We start from the raw sequence: 17431 nt of genomic DNA on the forward strand, positions 1-17431 counted from the left end.
AATCTCCGTGTTTCACAACCAGACGTAAGAAACGCTTCCCCCGCAGAGGCGTTCCCGCTTGGCCGCAGGCCGCTTCCCCTGTAAGCACCACCCCATGGTGGCACCCACCTCACTTGCAGACTTGGCCGTGCCCTTGGACCTCGAACCCATGGAGGCCAAGCTCGTCACGGACCTGCCCGAAGAGCCCGGCTGGCAATTCGAGCCCAAATGGGACGGCTTCCGCTGCTTGGCGTTCCGCGCCGGCGACGAGATCGATCTCAGAGCGAAGTCCGGCAAGCCGCTCACACGCTATTTCCCCGAAGTGGTCGCCTTCCTGAAGACGTTGAAGCCGAAATGCTTCGTGCTTGACGGAGAGTTGGCGATTCCGGGCGGCGACACGCTGTCCTTCGACGATTTACAGCAGCGCATCCATCCCGCCGAAAGCCGCGTCAAGACGCTGGCAGCCGAGATGCCCGCCCTCTTCATCCTGTTCGACATGTTGGTCGACCCGAAGAACAAGAGCCTGATCGAGATGCCGCTGACCAAGCGGCGTGCGGCGCTTGAGGCCTTCTACAAATCGGTGAGCGATCATCGGAATCTAAAGCTGTCGCCCTACACGGTCGATCGTGGCGAGGCAGAGCGTTGGCTCGCCACGGCAAGCGGCGCACTGGACGGCGTCGTCGCCAAAGAACTCGACGGGCCCTATTTGCCGGGCGAGCGGGCCATGCTGAAGGTGAAGCATCTTCGCACCGCCGATTGCGTCGTCGGCGGCTTCCGCTACGCCGCCAAGAGCGACGAGGTTGGCTCCCTGCTGCTCGGCCTCTACAACGAGGACGGCAAGCTCGACCATGTGGGCTTTACCTCGAGCATCACCGACAAGGAGCGGCCGGCGCTGACCAAGCTCTTGAAGACCATGATCGCGCCGCCCGGCTTCAGCGGCAAAGCACCGGGCGGGCCGAGCCGCTGGTCGACGGAGCGCTCGAGCGAATGGGAGCCGCTCGAGCCGAAGATGGTGGTGGAGGTGCGCTACGATCAGGTGACCGGCGGGCGCTTCCGGCACGGGACCAAGATGATCCGCTTCCGGCCGGACAAGGCGCCCGAGCAATGCACCTTCGAGCAGATCGCCCCGCCCGGGAAGCCGCCAAAGCTGGTGGCCGCCATGCTTGCGGAATGACGCAAGCTCTTGACGCGGGCGGCCGTCGTGCCCAACAACGGAGCATGGCGCAGAGCCCCGACAAGCCTTCTGCGAAGAAGCTGCATATCAAGACCTTCGGCTGCCAAATGAATGCGTATGATTCCGAGCGCATGGCCGAAGCGCTTCAGCCTGCCGGGTTCCAGCTCACCGCACAGATGGCCGAGGCCGATCTGGTCATTCTCAATACCTGCCATATCCGGGAGAAGGCGGCCGAAAAGGTCTATTCGGAGCTTGGCCGGGTGCGGCTTGCCAAGGAAGCGCGCAAGGCCCAGGGCCGGGATACGATGATCGCCGTGGCCGGCTGCGTCGCCCAAGCCGAGGGCCGGGAGATCATCGCCCGCGCACCCGTGGTGGACATCGTCGTCGGCCCGCAGAGCTATCACCGATTGGGCCAGCTCGTCGCCGAGGCCGCCTCGACCGGCAAGCGCTCGGTCGAAACGGAGTTTCCGGCGGAAGACAAGTTCGCTGAGCTGCCGGCGCGACCTGCGGGCAAGCGGCAAGTGTCCGCTTTTGTCACCGTGCAGGAAGGCTGCGACAAATTCTGCAGCTTCTGCGTGGTGCCCTATACGCGCGGGGCGGAATATTCACGCACGCCGGGCGAGATCGTCGCCGAGGTGGAGCGGCTCGCCGCGCGCGGAGTCCGCGAGGTCACCCTGCTTGGGCAGAACGTCAACGCCTATCATGGCGACGGCCCGGACGGCGCCGCGTGGTCGCTGGCGAGCCTGTTGCGGCGGCTGGCGGGAATTCCGTCCATCGAGCGCTTGCGCTTCACCACGAGCCATCCGCACGACATGGACGATGGACTGATCGATCTGTTCGGCGAAGAGCCGAAGCTGATGCCCTATCTGCATCTGCCCTTTCAAGCCGGCTCAGACCGCATCCTGGCGGCCATGAACCGCAAGCACACCGCAGACGACTACGAGACGCTGGTCGCCAAGATTCGGCAGGCCCGTCCCGACATTGCCCTCTCCACCGACATTATCGTCGGCTTTCCCGGCGAAACGGAGCGCGACTTCGAGGAGACCTTAGCCTTGGCGGGCCGCGTTCGCTTCGCCCAAGCCTACTCCTTCAAATATAGCGCGCGGCCCGGCACGCCGGCGGCCAAGCTTGAGGATCAAGTGCCAGAGCCGGCAAAGAAAGAGCGTTTGGCCTCCTTGCAGGCCCTGCTCGAGGAGAGCCGCCGCAGCTTCGACCGGCAGACGGTGGGCCGCAGGCTCCCAGTACTATTCGAGGGCAAAGGACGGAAACCGGGACAGATCGCCGGGCGTTCACCCTATCTCCAGGCGGTCTACGTGGATGCGCCTGAGGGGCTGATCGGAAACATCGCCGAGGTTGACATCTCGGCCGCCGGGCCGAACAGTCTTACCGGTGTCATAGACTCGGGATTTGAATGGCGCGAGCCAGTTCAGGCGGCCCTGTGACGAGCAAGGCCAGCGTGCGGAAAACATCCTTGGCCCGCGGGCGTGGATCAGCGGCGAAGCGCCCCGAAATGGCGCCAGGCGAGGCGGGTGGAGAGCCCATCGTCGTCTATTTCGACGACGTGCGGCTCGTGCGCGACCTACTCGGCGACTATGACGCAAACCTTGCCGTGCTTGAGGATCGTCTCGGCGTCGAGGCCGTGGTCAATGGCAACGCCGTGGCCTTGCGCGGTCCTGAAGACGCCTGCGCGGTGGCGCAATCGGTTCTCGAGCAGCTTTATGGCCGACTGGCACAAGGCGAGACGATCGGCGTGGGCGATGTGGCCGGCGCCATCCGCCATGCCCGCGCGGCCACGCCGAAAGAGGGCGCCGAACCCGGTGCGGCCGGCCCCACGGCGCAGCAGATTCGCACGCGCAAGCGCCTCATCACCGCCCGCACCCCGACGCAGAGCGACTATCTGGCTTCGCTCGATCAAAACGATCTGGTCTTCGCCACCGGACCGGCCGGCACCGGCAAGACCTACCTCGCGGTCGCCTTCGCCGCCGCCTGCCTCGAGGCCGGACGTTGCGACCGCATCATCCTCTCGCGGCCCGCGGTCGAAGCGGGAGAGCGTCTCGGCTTCCTGCCCGGCGACATGCGCGAGAAGGTCGATCCCTATCTACGCCCGCTTTACGACGCGCTCTATGACGTGCTCGCGCCGGAGCGTGTCGAGCGCGAGCTTGCCGCGGGCGTCATCGAGATCGCGCCGCTGGCCTTCATGCGCGGCCGCACTTTGTCTCATGCCTGTGTCATTCTCGACGAAGCGCAAAACTGCACGGCGGTTCAGTTGAAGATGTTCCTGACGCGCCTCGGCGAGAACAGCAAAATGATCGTGACCGGCGACCCGACGCAAGTCGACCTGCCGCCGGGCAAGGATTCCGGACTGAACGAGGCGATTGAAATCCTGCGCGGCATCGACGAGATCGGCCATATCGCCTTCACCAAGGCCGACGTGGTACGCCGCGAGCTCGTCGGTCGGATCGTCGAGGCCTACGAGTCCGCGCCTCAGAACGGCGGCCGCTCATGACCGCGGACGGTCCTAGTCGCAACATCGCCGCGCCTGCCCAACCGTTGGCGCTCACGGTCGAAGTGGTCCGCCATGGCAGTGCCTGGGCCCACGCCGGGATCAGCGACGCGACGGTGGAGCTCGCCGCCCACGCGGCCTTCACCGAGGCTCGGCCCTCGCGGCCGGCCTCCTACGAGATTACCATCGTGCTGACGGACGATGCGGAGATGCGGACGCTCAATCGCGACTGGCGCGGCAAGGATGCGCCGACCAACGTGCTGTCCTTTCCGGCGGGCGACGCGCCCGGGGAGCCGGGCCCGCTCGGCGACGTCGTGATTGCCTATGAGACCGCCGCGAAAGAAGCGGCCGACGACAAGCTGACACTCGCCGATCATATCTCTCATCTCGTGGTTCACGGTGTGCTTCACTTGCTTGGCTTCGATCACATGCAGGACGACGAGGCGGAGCGCATGGAAGCTCTGGAGCGACGCGGCCTCGCCTCCCTGGGGATCGCCGACCCTTATCGCGACGAAGGAGAGGCCGGCCTAGCGGAGGCAACATCATGAGCGACGGCCCGTTAGCCGATCACGAACACGAGGCCGAGCAGGCACGACGTGCCGACGAGGATGCATCGTGGTTCGAGCGCTTGCTCCAAAAACTCGGTCTCGGCGAGGAGCCCGACCTCCGCGAGTTGATCGAGGATGCGCTGGCGCGCAGCAAGAGCGACACGCTCAGCGCACAGGAGCGCAGCATGCTGCTGCGAATCTTGCGCTTCGGCAAGCTCACGGTCGAGGACGTCATGGTGCCGCGCGCCGACATCGTCGCGGTCGATGAAAGCGTCTCGCTGGAGGAGCTGATGTGGGTGTTTCGCAAGGCGGAGCATTCGCGCCTGCCGGTCTATCGCGAGACGCTCGACGACCCGCTCGGCATGATTCACATCCGCGATCTCATGTCGTGGATCACCGAGGAAGCGAATGGGGACGACGGGCTCGATCTCGGCAAGGTCAACCTCAAGCGCAGCGTCGCCTCCATCAACATCATCCGCCAGCTGATCTACGTGCCTGGATCCATGTCGGTTCTCGACCTTCTGCTCAAGATGCAGACCTCTCAGCTCCATCTTGCGCTCGTGGTCGACGAATATGGCGGGAGTGATGGCCTCGTTTCCATCGAGGATCTGGTCGAGGAGGTCGTCGGCGAAATCGCCGACGAGCACGACGTGGAAGATGAGCCGATGATCCGCGTCGATCCGCGACTCGGCCTAATCGCCGATGCCCGTACACCGGTCGAGGATCTCGAGGAGCATCTCGGGGTCGAGCTGGTCACGGAGGAACAGGATGAGGACATCGACACGATCGGCGGTGTGGTGTTCTCGATCATGGGCCGCATCCCAGCGCGCGGCGAGCTGGTGAAACATCCGACGGGAATCGAATTCGAAGTGCTGGACGCCGATCCTCGCCGGATCAAGAAACTTCGCATACACCTCCCGCAACCCTCGGGCACCGCATCCGACCCTAAGGCAGGGCAGAGCGCGACCTAGTGTCCCCTCTCAGCCAAGCCGCTGCCTCGGTCGGCCGCTTGCAGGGCGCCAAGCGGGCCGGCTTGGCGATCCTGCTCGGCGCCCTCTCGGTGCTCGCGTTCGCGCCGGTCCATGCGTGGCCCGTGCTGTTCGTCACCTTCGGGGGACTTGTTTGGCTTCTGGATGGATGCCATGCGAAATCGACGCCCAGCGCACGGCTCAATTGCGCGGCCCTCACCGGCTTCTGGTTTGGATTCGGCTATTTCCTCGCCGGCTTTTATTGGGTCGCCGAGGCCTTCCTGGTCGAGCCTTGGCGGCATGGCTGGCTCATTCCCTTCGTCATGGCGGCGCTGCCCGGCGGCATGGCGCTGTTCTTCGCTGCTGCTGCTGCGATCGCCATTGTGATGTGGCGGCCGGGCGCGGCGCGCGTCTTCGCGCTCGCCATCTCCCTCGGTCTTACGGAATATGCCCGCGGTCACGTCCTCACCGGGCTTCCCTGGAATCTGATCGGCTACGGGCTTCTTCCGGAGGGCCCCATGATGCAGATCGCCGCTCTGCTCGGCGTCTACGCGCTGAGCCTTGTCGCGGTCGCGCTGTTCACGGCGCCTGCAGCAATTTGGAGCGCGTCTGAGCCTCCCAGCAAAGGTGCGCCGCACTTGCCGTCTGCCTGCTTGTGGCGCTCGCGCTCGGCTATGTATGGGGCGACCGGCGCTTGGCGGCAGCCACCGATCAGGAAACGGGGGTGCGATTGCGCATCGTCCAAGCGAATATCGACCAGGCCAGCAAATGGCGTCCCGAGAACAGCGCCGAGATTTTCACCGACTATCTCGAGCTCACCCAAGCGCCTGGGGATCGGCGACATCGACATCGTCGTCTGGCCCGAAACGGCGGTCCCGTTCCTTCTCGCGGATTCGCCCGAGGCACTCCAACTGGTTGGCGATGCCTTGCCAAAGGACGGCACGCTTCTCGTGGGCGGCGCGCGTCTCGTCCAGGCCCGGGACGCGGCTGGCCGCTTCGTCGGTCAGCGCATCTTCAACAGCCTTCTGGTGATTGACGACGGAGGCGAGGTCCTCGACAGCTACGACAAGATCCATCTTGTGCCGTTCGGCGAATATCTGCCGTTCCAGGATTTCCTCGAGAGCCTCGGCTTCATGCAGCTCACCGGCGTGCGGGGCGGCTTCAGCGAAGGCGCCGGTCCGCGCCTGCTGCCGATCCCCAGAGCCCCCGCGGCGAGCCCCCTCATCTGCTACGAGATCATCTTTCCCGACGACGTCACCGACCCGCAGGCGCGGCCGGGGTGGCTTCTCAATCTCACCAACGATGCATGGTTCGGGACAAGTGCCGGTCCCTATCAGCACTTTCACCAAGCGCAAGTTCGGGCCGTTGAGCAGGGCCTGCCGCTGGTCCGCGCCGCCAATACCGGCATCTCTGCGGTGGTCGACTCCTACGGCCGCGTTCTCGCCGAGATCGGTCTTGGCGAGAGGGGACTTATCGACGCAGGACTGCCCAAAGTGGGCCCGCCGACCCTGTTCGCGCGCGGCGGAATCGTGCTGGAAATCTCGGTTTTGTTGCTCGCCCTCGCCGGCTGGCTAGCCTTTCGCGTGCGTCAAACAAGCTGAAATGCGCTGCGCAATCGTCTCAAACTTGACGGGGCAAGGAGCCCCCCCTATGAACCGCTTTGCCGAGGGACCCCTGGCAAGACTCTGAACAACCTTCTTTTTTCTTAGATTGCGAGAAGCGGATGGCAGGTAAGAAGCCGAACCCAATTGATACGCATGTAGGCAGCCGCGTGAGATTGCGCCGAATGCTGCTCGGCATGAGCCAAGAGCGTCTTGGCGACAGTATGGGGCTCACATTTCAGCAGGTTCAAAAATACGAGAAGGGCGTGAACCGCATCGGCGCCAGCCGGCTGTTTCAGATCTCCAAAATTCTCGACGTGCCCGTTCAATTCTTCTTCGAGGAAGCACCTTATGCCGGCGATGCCAACGCCCCGCGGGGAATGGCCGAGCCGGATTCCGAAGCCTTCATTTTGGAATTCTTGAATAGCCGCGAAGGGCTCGAACTGAACCGGGCTTTCGTCAAGATCAGCGACGCCAAGGTCCGCAAGAGCGTGGTCGACTTGGTCCGCGCCTTGAGCGCGAGCACAATACCTCCCAAACCGACGTCCTAGTCGAGGGGGGCAGACCCTATAGGTTTGCCTCCGACTTCAAGCTCGGGCTTGACCTCGGGCCTTGCGATTGCCAGAACCGGCCCCAGCTTTGAGGCCTCCGGGCCCATCAACCTATTCCAATGGGGAGTTCTAAGTGTCCCGCGAAAACTACCTTTTCACCAGTGAATCGGTTTCGGAAGGCCATCCCGACAAGGTGTGCGACCGCATCTCCGATGCCGTGGTCGACCTCTATTTGGCTGCCGATCCCTACGCTCGCGTCGCCTGCGAGACGCTTGTCACCACCAACCGCATCGTGCTGGCCGGCGAAGTGCGCGGGCCCGAGAGCATCACTTCCAAGGCCATCGAGGACGCCGCGCGGCGCGCCGTGCGCGAGATCGGCTACGAGCAGGAAGGCTTCCACTGGAAGAATGCCGAGTTCCAGAACTACCTTCACGAGCAGTCGGCGGACATCGCCATGGGCGTCGATGCCAATGTCGAGAGCGAGAAAGACGAAGGCGCGGGCGATCAGGGCATCATGTTCGGCTATGCCTGCCGCGAGACAGAGCCGCTCATGCCGGCACCGATCTATTATTCTCATCGCATTCTCCACGAGATGGCGAAGGCTCGGCATTCGGGCCGCACACCCGAGCTCGGCCCCGACTCCAAGAGTCAGGTGACGCTGATCTATGAGGGCGGCAAACCAGTGCGCGCCGACTCCATCGTGGTCTCGACGCAGCACAGCGCCGATGCCAGCATGGCGCGGATCGAGGAGATCGTGCGCGGCGTCGTCGACGAGGTGCTGCCCAAGGGCTGGGTGAACGGCCACACCAAATTCTTCGTCAATCCGACAGGCCGCTTCGTTATCGGCGGACCGGACGGCGACGCGGGCCTCACGGGCCGCAAGATCATCGTCGACACCTATGGCGGCGCAGCGCCCCACGGCGGCGGCGCCTTCTCCGGCAAGGACCCGACCAAGGTCGACCGCTCTGCCGCCTATGCCGCGCGCTACCTCGCCAAGAATGTCGTGGCCGCGGGTCTCGCCGACAAATGCACCTTGCAGGTCGCTTACGCCATCGGCGTGTCGCAGCCTCTCGCGCTCTATGCCGACCTGCACGGCACTGGAACGGTCGATGAGGCGGATCTGGAAAACGCGTTGCGCAAGGTGATGGATTTGAGCCCGCGCGGCATTCGCGAGCATCTTGGTCTGAGCCGGCCGATCTACGAGCGCACGTCGTCCTACGGCCATTTCGGCCGTCAGCCCGACAATGACGGCGGCTTTTCTTGGGAAGACCTCGATCTCGTCGAGCCGATCCGGGGCGAGCTCAGCTAGTCAGCTTTCGGTCTCGAAAATTGCGCTATGGCCGGCTCGCCGGCCATAGTCGTTTTTGGGATGGATAAATCCGTGGATGCCCGGCACAACGCCGGCATGACGAAAAACCGCGAAAAGCGGGCCGCGGCCGAGACACGGCCGCTCAGGTCCTACGGCCGGCGCAAAGGCAAGCGCCTCAGCCCCCGGAAAGAACGGCTCGTCGCCGACCTGCTGCCTCGCTTGCGCCCCGATCTCGAGCATTCGCCGCCGGACGACTTACGCCTGCTTTTTCCTGTTTCTGTCCGGGAGGTGTGGCTCGAGATCGGCTTCGGCTCGGGTGAGCATCTCCTGTGGCAAGCCGAACATGCCCCGGATGTCGGCATCATCGGTTGCGAGCCCTTCATCAACGGCGTCGCCGCTCTCCTCGGCGGCATCGAGGATCGCAGCCTTGAGACCGTCCGCATTCATGACGGCGATGCGCGCGATGTCCTTGCTTGGCTGCCCGATCAATCGATTGCCCGGGTGTTCATTCTGTTTCCCGACCCCTGGCCCAAGGCGCGGCAGATGAAGCGGCGGCTCGTGTCGCCCGAGCTCGTTCAGTCCCTCACGCGCGTCATCCGGCCCGGCGGCGAGCTCCGCTTTGCCAGCGACGACACCGGCTATGCTGGCGAGGCCCTCCTCGCCGTGCAGCAGAGCGGCGCATTTACCTGGCAGGCTCGCCGGGCCGACGATTGGCGGATCCGCCTGACGATTGGCCAGAGACGCGCTATGAAAGGAAGGCCTTGAGCGGCCGCAAGCCCGTCTATCTCAAATGGGAGCGCCGCTGACCGTTAGGAGAATCCCCATGCGCGCATCAGCTCTTGTTCTTGGCGTATTGGCGTCGACGCTGCTCCTCGGCCCGACCGCGGCCCAAGCCGGGATGGATATTGGCGCCACCTGCTACACCGCGTGCGAGCGGAGCACGACCTCCAACCCCGAATACAAAGCCTGCCTGGCGCGCGCGCGGATGCGGCCGACCGCAAACTGAACGAGCCTATAAACGGCTGCAGACCGCCATCCGCGCCGGGGCCAAGGAGATGGGCCAGCGCCCGGACGAACAGCTCCGCGCGCTCGTCCGGGCCCAAAAAGCGTGGATCGCGTATCGCGACGAGAACTGCACCTTCGAGGACGAATTGGCCTTCGGCGGGACGTCGATCGGCGGCAACTATTCGGCCTGCCTGTGTGCCCTGAGCCATGAGCGGGTGGAGGATTTCGCCCGTATCCGCCAGCACCTCCTGTTCGGCAACTGAGAAAATCTCAGCGAATGGGGCGTTTTGGGCACGCTGGAATGGCTTGAAACCTCGGAAAAAGCTCGTATATTAGCCCCGAACTCATGATTGGATTTTAGTCAGGGGTGGGCCGTCGGCCCGCTCCTTTTTGTTAGGTTCCTCGCCTTCTCGCATCGAGGAGCACGAGACCCCACCATCGATGCCGAGCTCTGCGACACCTGAAGATCGCCGCTTCACCCGTGAGACCGGGCAGGAGCGGGTGATCGCCGATCTCGCCGAGCCCATGCTCGAGGAACTCGGCTTTCGTCTAGTGCGGGTGAAGGTTTCGGCCCGCGACGGCGGCACGGTGCAGATCATGGCCGAGCGGCCGAGCGGTGAAATGACGGTGGACGATTGTGCGATCATCAGCCGGAGGCTGTCTCCGGTGTTCGAGGCCCACGATCCGATGCCGGGACATTACTACCTCGAGGTCTCCTCGCCGGGCATCGACCGCCCGCTGGTCAGGCCGAGCGACTTCGCGTTATGGACGGGTCACACCGCCAAGATAGAGCTGAAAGAGGCGGTCGACGGGCGCAAGCGCTTCAAGGGCACGATCGAAGACGTGGCCGACGAGGAAGTGCATTTGAAGATCGAGCTAGATGGCCAGGCCGAGCCAATCATTATCGGCCTGCCCTTCTCGCTTATCAGCGAGGCGAAGCTGGTTCCCGATCCAGACAGCTTCAGGGCGGATCTTACGGGCAGCAAGCCCGCGAATTGAGCAAGTGACCGGGTGTGCCAGAACGCGCATCGCGGCGAACGTAACTATTGGAGGCAGACAGAATGGCTCAGGCAGGCGTAAGCGCCAATAGGCTGGAGCTCTTGCAGATCGCCGATGCGGTCGCGCGTGAGAAAGCGATCGACCGCCAGGTGGTAATTTCCGCCATGGAGGACGCGATCCAGAAGGCGGCCAAGTCCCGCTACGGCAGCGAGAACGAGATCAAGGCAGAGGTCGATCCCAAGACCGGCGAGATTTCGCTGGCCCGCCTGCTCGAAGTGGTCGAGGACGTGACCTTGGAGGCGACGCAAATCGCGCTGGCCGAGGCGCGGCGCAAGAACCCGGCCGCGCAAGTCGGCGACTTCATCGCCGAGCCCCTGCCCCCGCTCGATTTCGGCCGTGTGGCGGCGCAGAACGCCAAGCAGGTCATCGTGCAGAAGGTGCGCGAGGCCGAGCGCGAGCGTCAGTATGACGAGTTCAAGGATCGGGTCGGCGAGATCGTCAACGGCATCGTCAAGCGCGTCGAATACGGCAACGTGATCGTCGATCTCGGCCGGGCCGAGGCCATCGTGCGCCGCGACGAAACGCTGCCGCGCGAGAACTTCCGCTACGGCGACCGCATTCGCGCCTTCGTCTACGACGTGCGCCGCGAGCAGCGCGGCCCGCAGATTTTCCTGTCGCGCACCCATCCCGAATTCATGGCCAAGCTATTCGCCCAGGAAGTGCCCGAGGTCTACGAGGGCATCGTCACCATCAAGTCGGTGGCGCGCGATCCCGGCAGCCGCGCCAAGATCGCGGTGGTGTCGCGCGACGCTTCCATCGATCCTGTCGGCGCCTGCGTCGGCATGCGCGGCAGCCGCGTGCAAGCGGTGGTCAACGAGCTTCAGGGCGAGAAGATCGACATCATTCAATGGTCGCCCGACGCCGCCACGTTCATCGTCAACGCACTGGCCCCGGCCGAGGTGGTCAAGGTCGTGCTCGACGAGGATGCCGAGCGCATCGAGGTGGTGGTGCCAGATCAGCAGTTGTCGCTCGCCATCGGCCGTAAAGGCCAGAACGTGCGGCTCGCTTCCCAGCTCACCGGCTGGGACATCGACATCATGACGGAGGCCTCGGAGTCGGAGCGCCGCCAGGCGGAGTTCGCGGAGCGGTCGGCGACGTTCATGGAAGCGCTCGACGTCGACGAGGTGATCGCCCAGCTGCTCGCCTCGGAAGGCTTTTCCTCGGTCGAGGAAGTGGCCTTTGTCGAGCCGACCGAGATCTCCTCGATCGAAGGCTTCGACGAGGACACGGCAGCCGAGATTCAGGCACGCGGCCGCGAGCATCTGGAGAAGCTCGAGGCGGAGCTCGACGCCAAGCGTAAGGAGCTCGGCGTCGCCGATGAGCTTTTGGAAGTGCCTGGCCTCAATACGGCGATGCTCGTCGCCCTCGGCCAGAACGACGTGAAGACCGTCGAGGACCTGGCCGATTGCGCCACTGACGACCTCGCCGGCTGGAGCGAGCGCCAGGAGAAAGAGACTATTCGCCACGACGGTTTTCTCGACGGCTTCGGCCTGACTCGTCCGCAGATCGAGGACCTGATCCTCGCGGCGCGGGTGAAGGCCGGCTGGATCGACGAAGCCGACCTCGTCGAGGAAGAGGCGGAAATCGAGGGCGAAGGCGAGGCTGGTGCCGAGCCGGAGGCCACGGAAGCGGGCGAAGCGCCGGCGGCGGACGACGCATCCGCGTCATGAGCCGGCTAGGAGACAGAAGCGTTGCGGCTAGAAGCGGCCAAGCAAGACGAGACCCAGCATGGGCAGACGGCGGATGCCGTTCGCCGCTGCGCCGTCACGCGCGCCCATCGGCCTAAAGACGCCCTTCTACGCTTCGTGCTCGGGCCCGACGGCTCGATCGTCCCGGACTTGAAAGAGAAGCTGCCGGGCCGCGGGGTCTGGCTCACGGCGGCCCATGATACGGTCGCCGAGGCGGTCAAGCGCAAGGCCTTCGGCCGGGCGCTGAAGGCGGAAGCCAAGGCGCCGCCAGAGCTTGCGGACCGGGTCGACCGGCTTCTCGCAGAGGCGGCCGCGGGCGCTCTGGCCATGGCCAACAAGGCCGGCGGGGTCGTGTTCGGCTACTCGAATGTCGAGGAAGCTTGGCCAAGGGCCGCGTGATCGCGCTGATTCACGCACGCGACGCCGCCGAAGATGGTTGCCGGAAACTTGACGGTAAGGCACGCGGCGCCACGGGCGGCGTTGGAATCCCGTCGGTCTGCGCATTTAGCGCGGATGAATTGAGTTTGGCATCGGGCAGGACAAATGTGATACATGCTGCCCTAATCCAGGGCGGAGCGGCTCGAAAGTTTCTCGCGGCAGCCTCGCGCGTGAGCGCTACCGCAGGGGTAGTTCCGCATTTGCGGACCAGAACGGATCGGATACGGACGAAGAATGAGTGAGACCAACGAGACTGAAGGCAAGACTGGCGGGCGCAAAATGACGCTCAACGTGCGCCGGACGGTGGAGTCCGGCCATGTGCGCCAGAGCTTCAGCCATGGGCGCAGCAAGTCCGTCGTGGTCGAGAAGAAAAAGCGCCGCTCGATCGGCTCGGCGCCCGCGGCACCCGCCGAAGAGGCCAAAGCCAAGCCGGCGGAAGCGGCCCCTGCCGCGCCGAAGCCCAAACCCACGCCCGCCGCTCAGCCGCGCCGTCCGGGCGTGGTCTTGCGCCAGCTTTCCGAGGACGAGAAGGGCGCCCGCGCCAAGGCGCTCGCCGATTCGAAGGTGCGCCAAGCCGAAGAGACCGAGCGGGCCAAGGAGATGGCCGCGCAGGAGGCCCTCGCCGAAGTGCAGCGCGCCAAGGAGGCCAAGGAAGCCGAGGCGCGCAAGCTCGAGGAAGAGGCGAACAAGGCAGCCGAGGAACAGGCGAAGCCGAAGGCTGAGGAGCCGCCGCGCAGCAAGCACCTCAAGCAAGAAACCGAGGAAGCCCCGTCACGCACGCCTGACGCCCGCCACAAGAAGGGCACGCCCGCGCCCCGCCGCAACGAGGAGCGGCGCGTCCGCGGCCGCCTCACCATCACCAACGCGCTCGACGAGGAGCAGCGCCAGCGGAGCTTGGCCTCGCTCAAGCGTCACCGCGAGCGCCAGAAGAAGCAGGGCACCGGCCCGCAATCCACTCAGAAGATCCAACGCGAGGTGGTGATCCCCGAGGTCATCACCATCCAAGAGCTCGCCAACCGCATGGCCGAGCGCGGCGTCGACGTCATCAAGTTCCTGATGAAAGACGGCGCCATGCACAAGATCACCGACGTCATCGACTCCGATACCGCGCAGCTCATCGCCGAGGATTTCGGACATACAGTGCGCCGCGTCTCGGAGGCCGATGTCGAAGAAGGCTTCATCGGGGCCAAGGACGAAGACGAGGATCTTCAGCCGCGAGCGCCGATCGTCACCATCATGGGCCATGTCGACCACGGCAAGACGTCGCTGCTCGACGCCATTCGCCTGGCAAATGTGGTTTCCCAGGAGGCTGGCGGCATCACCCAGCATATCGGCGCCTATCAGGTCGAAGTGCCGTCGGGCCAGAAGATCACCTTCATCGACACCCCTGGCCATGAGGCGTTCACCGCCATGCGGCAGCGTGGCGCCAAGGTCACCGACATCGTCATCCTGGTGGTGGCTGCCGACGACGGCGTGAAGCCGCAGACGATCGAGGCGATCAATCACGCCAAGGCCGCGCGCGTGCCCATGATCGTCGCCATCAACAAAATCGATAAGCAAGGCGCCGATCCGAAGCGCGTGCGCACCGAGTTGCTCAGCCACGAGATCGTGGTGGAGAGCCTGGGCGGTGACACGCTCGAGATCGAGGTTTCGGCGCTCAAGAAGACGGGTCTCGACAAGCTGCTCGAAGCCATCGCCCTGCAGGCGGAAGTGTTGGAACTCAAGGCTAATCCCGAACGGGACGCCGAAGGCGTCATCGTCGAGGCCAAGCTCGAGCGCGGGCGCGGCCCGGTGGGCACGGCGCTCGTGCAGCGCGGCACGCTCCGGCTCGGCGATCTGATCGTGGCGGGTTCGGCCTATGGCCGCGTCCGCGCGCTGATCACGACCTCGGCGATCAAGTCAAAGAGGCCGGTCCGTCGGTGCCGGTCGAGGTGCTGGGATTCGACTCGGCGCCCGAAGCCGGCGACCAGTTCGCCGTGGTCGAGAGCGAGGCGCGTGCCCGCGAGATCACCGACTATCGCATGCGCGAGCGGCGCAAGCGGCTGGCGGTGGCCGGCCAGCGCGGCAGCCTCGAGCAGATGATGAGCCAGTTGAAGGAAACCGGCGTCAAGGAATTCACGCTCGTGATCAAGGGTGACGTGCAGGGCTCGGTCGAGGCCATCACCTCGGCGCTTGCCGCACTCGGCACCGATGAGGTCCGGGCCCGCGTCGTGCACGCCGGCGCGGCGGCATCACCGAATCGGACGTGTCGCTGGCGGCAACGTCGGGCGCGGTCTTGCTGGCCTTCAATGTGCGCGCCAACGCGCAGGCCCGGGAAGCGGCCGAGCGGGACGGCGTCGAGATTCGCCAATACGCGGTGATTTACGACCTGGTCGACGACATCAAACAGGCCATGTCCGGCCTGCTGGCGCCGACCAGGCGCGAAACCTTCCTCGGCAATGCCGAAATCCTGGAGGTGTTCACCATCTCCAAGGTCGGCAAGGTGGCCGGCTGCCGCGTCACCGAAGGCAAGGTCGAGCGTGGCGCCCATGTCCGGCTGATCCGCGACAACGTCGTGGTGCACGAAGGCAAGCTCTCCACTCTGAAGCGCTTCAAGGACGAGGTGAAAGAGGTGGTGTCCGGCCAGGAATGCGGCATGGCCTCGAGGCTACCAGGACATGCGCCAGGGCGACGTCATCGAGTGCTTCGAAGTCGAGCACGTTCAGCGCACGCTCTAGGCAGCTACGGCCGCATCGGCCTCACGCCAGAAAGAGAGCGAGCATGACGCGGGCGAAATCAAAAGCCTCCAGAGCGCCAAGCCAGCGCCAATTGAAGGTGGGCGAGCTGATCCGGCACGCGCTGGCCGAGATTTTCACGCGCGGCGAGGTCATGGACGAGGTGGTCAGCAAGCACTCGCTCACCGTGCCGGAAGTCCGCATGACGCCCGACCTCAAGCTCGCCACGGCCTATGTGATGCCGCTCGGCGGCGGCGAGGCGGAAGAGGTGGTGGCTCATCTCGAGAAGCATAAGCGCTTCCTGCGCGGCGAGATGGCCAAGCGGGTGAACCTCAAATTCATGCCGGAACTTCGGTTCCGGGTGGACGTCTCGTTCGAAGCGTCCTCCCGCATCGACGAGTTGCTCGCCTCGCCGCAGGTCGCCCGCGACCTCGACGACTAGCGGCCGAATCCGGAGCAAACCACCATGGCGCGGCGGCGAAAGGGCCAATCGGTCAACGGCTGGCTTATCCTCGACAAGCCGCAAGGCCTGACCTCGACCAAGGCGGTTGGACGGGTGAAACGTCTCTACGACGCCAATAAGGCAGGCCATGCCGGCACCCTCGATCCGCTGGCTACGGGCATCTTGCCCATCGCTTTCGGCGAGGCGACCAAGACCGTGCCGTTCGTGGTCGACGGGACCAAGGCCTACCGCTTTACCGTGCGCTTCGGCGCGGAGACCGACACCGACGACGCCGAAGGCACGGTGACGGAGACGAGCGACCGGCGGCCCTCGCGCGCAGAGATCGAGGCGGCGCTTCCCCAATTCACCGGCGAAATTTCCCAGATGCCGCCGCGCTATTCGGCGCTCAAGGTGGACGGCGCGCGGGCCTACGACCTGGCCCGCGACGAGGAGGCGTTCGAGCTGGCGCCCCGGGTCGTGACCATCGAGCGCTCGAGCTGATGGAATGTCCAGACCGGGACATTTGCGTGATCGAGGCCGAGTGCGGCAAAGGCACCTATGTGCGGTCGATCGCCCGCGACCTCGGCCGGGCGCTGGGCTGCTTTGGCCATGTGGAGGCCTTGCGGCGGACCCGGGTGGGCACTTTCAGCGAGGCGGACGCCCTGCCCCTCGACCGGATCGAGGAGGCCGGCGCGCAAGGCCCGGACGCCCTATTCAGCCTCTTGCGGCCGGTGGAGACGGGTCTCCAGGATGTCCCGTCCCTCAATCTGAGCAGCGCCGATGCGGCCCGGCTCCGGCAGGGCCAGGCCGTGCTTCTGCGCGGCCGGGATGCCCCGATCATGACCGGGACGGTCTATGCGACCTCAAAAGGGGCGCTGGTGGCGCTGGGAGAGGTGAGCCAGGGCGAGTTCAAGCCCCGGCGAATCTTCAATTTGCCGGGCTAGAGGGGCCTCTTCTCCGGCTCTAGGGAGCCAGAGATTCCGCTGGTCTCGGGCACGATTATCCCTATATTGCAGCGGTTGCGCGGGAGGCTGCTTTGGCGGCCCGATTGCGCATATTTTGAGCTGACCGTGCTGGACGACATCCCGGCCCGGCCCTGAAAACCCCTAACAGCAAGGATTTTACGATGTCGGTTAGCGCTGAGCGTAAGCAAGAGCTCATCCAGGAATATGCGACCAAATCAGGCGATACGGGATCTCCCGAGGTCCAGGTTGCCATCCTGACCGAGCGGATCACCAATCTCACCGAGCATTTCAAGACGCACGGTAAAGACAATCATTCGCGTCGCGGCCTGCTGAAAATGGTCAGCCAGCGGCGCCGGCTGCTCGACTATGTCAAGTCGTCAGACCAGGACAGGTATCAAAAGCTCATCAATCGGCTCGGCATCCGCCGGTAACGTCTTCGCTTTCGCGAAGGCGTTTTTGGTTTGAGCTTTTGCATTTGAACGGGCCA

At 64.8% G+C, this 17431-nt stretch carries 15 protein-coding genes and 3 pseudogenes; all 18 read left to right on the top strand.

From position 1 onward, the window contains the following. Positions 1-94 precede the first annotated feature (94 nt). The 18 genes and pseudogenes from AUC69_RS01400 (at position 95) to rpsO (ending at position 17375) form a co-directional block, all read left to right on the top strand. Positions 95-1153 carry an ATP-dependent DNA ligase gene (locus tag AUC69_RS01400; RefSeq protein WP_083238965.1) on the top strand — a complete coding sequence of 353 codons (1059 nt, stop codon included), beginning with the start codon at positions 95-97 and terminating at the stop codon, positions 1151-1153. A gap of 44 nt (positions 1154-1197) precedes the next feature. After that, complete coding sequence (gene miaB / locus AUC69_RS01405; RefSeq protein WP_069440566.1) at positions 1198-2595, top strand: tRNA (N6-isopentenyl adenosine(37)-C2)-methylthiotransferase MiaB; 1398 nt, start codon at positions 1198-1200, stop codon at positions 2593-2595. A gap of 68 nt (positions 2596-2663) precedes the next feature. Further along, positions 2664-3659, top strand: coding sequence for a PhoH family protein (locus AUC69_RS01410; RefSeq protein ID WP_083238967.1), 996 nt, complete (start codon positions 2664-2666; stop codon positions 3657-3659). Continuing rightward, the gene (ybeY, locus tag AUC69_RS01415) at positions 3656-4204 is read left to right on the top strand and encodes an rRNA maturation RNase YbeY (protein WP_083238968.1); all 549 of its coding nucleotides are present in this window, start codon (positions 3656-3658) and stop codon (positions 4202-4204) included. Before AUC69_RS01410 ends, ybeY begins: the two co-directional genes overlap by 4 nt. Continuing rightward, entirely contained in the window at positions 4201-5175 is a 975-nt protein-coding gene (locus AUC69_RS01420; RefSeq protein WP_069440567.1) for a hemolysin family protein, read from the top strand. The genes ybeY and AUC69_RS01420 overlap by 4 nt, the downstream gene beginning before the upstream one ends. Then, positions 5175-6773 carry an apolipoprotein N-acyltransferase gene (gene lnt, locus AUC69_RS01425; RefSeq protein WP_083238969.1) on the top strand — a complete coding sequence of 533 codons (1599 nt, stop codon included), beginning with the start codon at positions 5175-5177 and terminating at the stop codon, positions 6771-6773. Before AUC69_RS01420 ends, lnt begins: the two co-directional genes overlap by 1 nt. A 122-nt stretch (positions 6774-6895) precedes the next feature. Beyond that, positions 6896-7324: a helix-turn-helix domain-containing protein gene (locus AUC69_RS01430; protein ID WP_069440568.1), complete on the top strand. Its 429-nt coding sequence runs from the start codon at positions 6896-6898 to the stop codon at positions 7322-7324. A 133-nt stretch (positions 7325-7457) separates the two neighbouring features. Continuing rightward, a complete protein-coding gene (gene metK, locus AUC69_RS01435) occupies positions 7458-8633 on the top strand; it encodes a methionine adenosyltransferase (protein WP_069440569.1) in 1176 nt (391 codons plus the stop codon). Between the two features lie 72 nt (positions 8634-8705). Then, positions 8706-9398: a tRNA (guanine(46)-N(7))-methyltransferase TrmB gene (gene trmB / locus AUC69_RS01440; protein WP_244500033.1), complete on the top strand. Its 693-nt coding sequence runs from the start codon at positions 8706-8708 to the stop codon at positions 9396-9398. Between the two features lie 58 nt (positions 9399-9456). After that, positions 9457-9639 (top strand): hypothetical protein, encoded by a 183-nt coding sequence (locus AUC69_RS18105; RefSeq protein WP_244500049.1) that lies wholly within the window; start codon positions 9457-9459, stop codon positions 9637-9639. 10 nt (positions 9640-9649) lie between these two features. After that, positions 9650-9901 (top strand): annotated as a pseudogene (locus AUC69_RS18110) (lysozyme inhibitor LprI family protein); the annotation flags it as partial. A gap of 178 nt (positions 9902-10079) precedes the next feature. Then, the gene (rimP, locus tag AUC69_RS01450; protein ID WP_069440571.1) at positions 10080-10637 is read left to right on the top strand and encodes a ribosome maturation factor RimP; all 558 of its coding nucleotides are present in this window, start codon (positions 10080-10082) and stop codon (positions 10635-10637) included. 62 nt (positions 10638-10699) lie between these two features. Then, positions 10700-12367: a transcription termination factor NusA gene (nusA, locus tag AUC69_RS01455; RefSeq protein WP_069440572.1), complete on the top strand. Its 1668-nt coding sequence runs from the start codon at positions 10700-10702 to the stop codon at positions 12365-12367. A gap of 21 nt (positions 12368-12388) precedes the next feature. Further along, positions 12389-12784 (top strand): DUF448 domain-containing protein, encoded by a 396-nt coding sequence (locus AUC69_RS16790; RefSeq protein ID WP_069440573.1) that lies wholly within the window; start codon positions 12389-12391, stop codon positions 12782-12784. Positions 12785-13057: 273 nt separating this feature from the next. After that, positions 13058-15540: pseudogene (infB, locus tag AUC69_RS01465) on the top strand (translation initiation factor IF-2). 43 nt (positions 15541-15583) lie between these two features. Then, a complete protein-coding gene (rbfA, locus tag AUC69_RS01470) occupies positions 15584-15979 on the top strand; it encodes a 30S ribosome-binding factor RbfA (RefSeq protein ID WP_069440574.1) in 396 nt (131 codons plus the stop codon). A 24-nt stretch (positions 15980-16003) separates the two neighbouring features. Further along, positions 16004-16923, top strand: a pseudogene (truB, locus tag AUC69_RS01475) (tRNA pseudouridine(55) synthase TruB). Positions 16924-17105: 182 nt separating this feature from the next. Then, a complete protein-coding gene (gene rpsO / locus AUC69_RS01480; RefSeq protein WP_069440575.1) occupies positions 17106-17375 on the top strand; it encodes a 30S ribosomal protein S15 in 270 nt (89 codons plus the stop codon). The last annotated feature ends 56 nt before the right edge of the window (positions 17376-17431 follow it).

This window comes from Methyloceanibacter superfactus (genome assembly GCF_001723305.1).
In the GTDB taxonomy this organism is placed as follows: Bacteria; Pseudomonadota; Alphaproteobacteria; order Rhizobiales; family Methyloligellaceae; genus Methyloceanibacter; species Methyloceanibacter superfactus.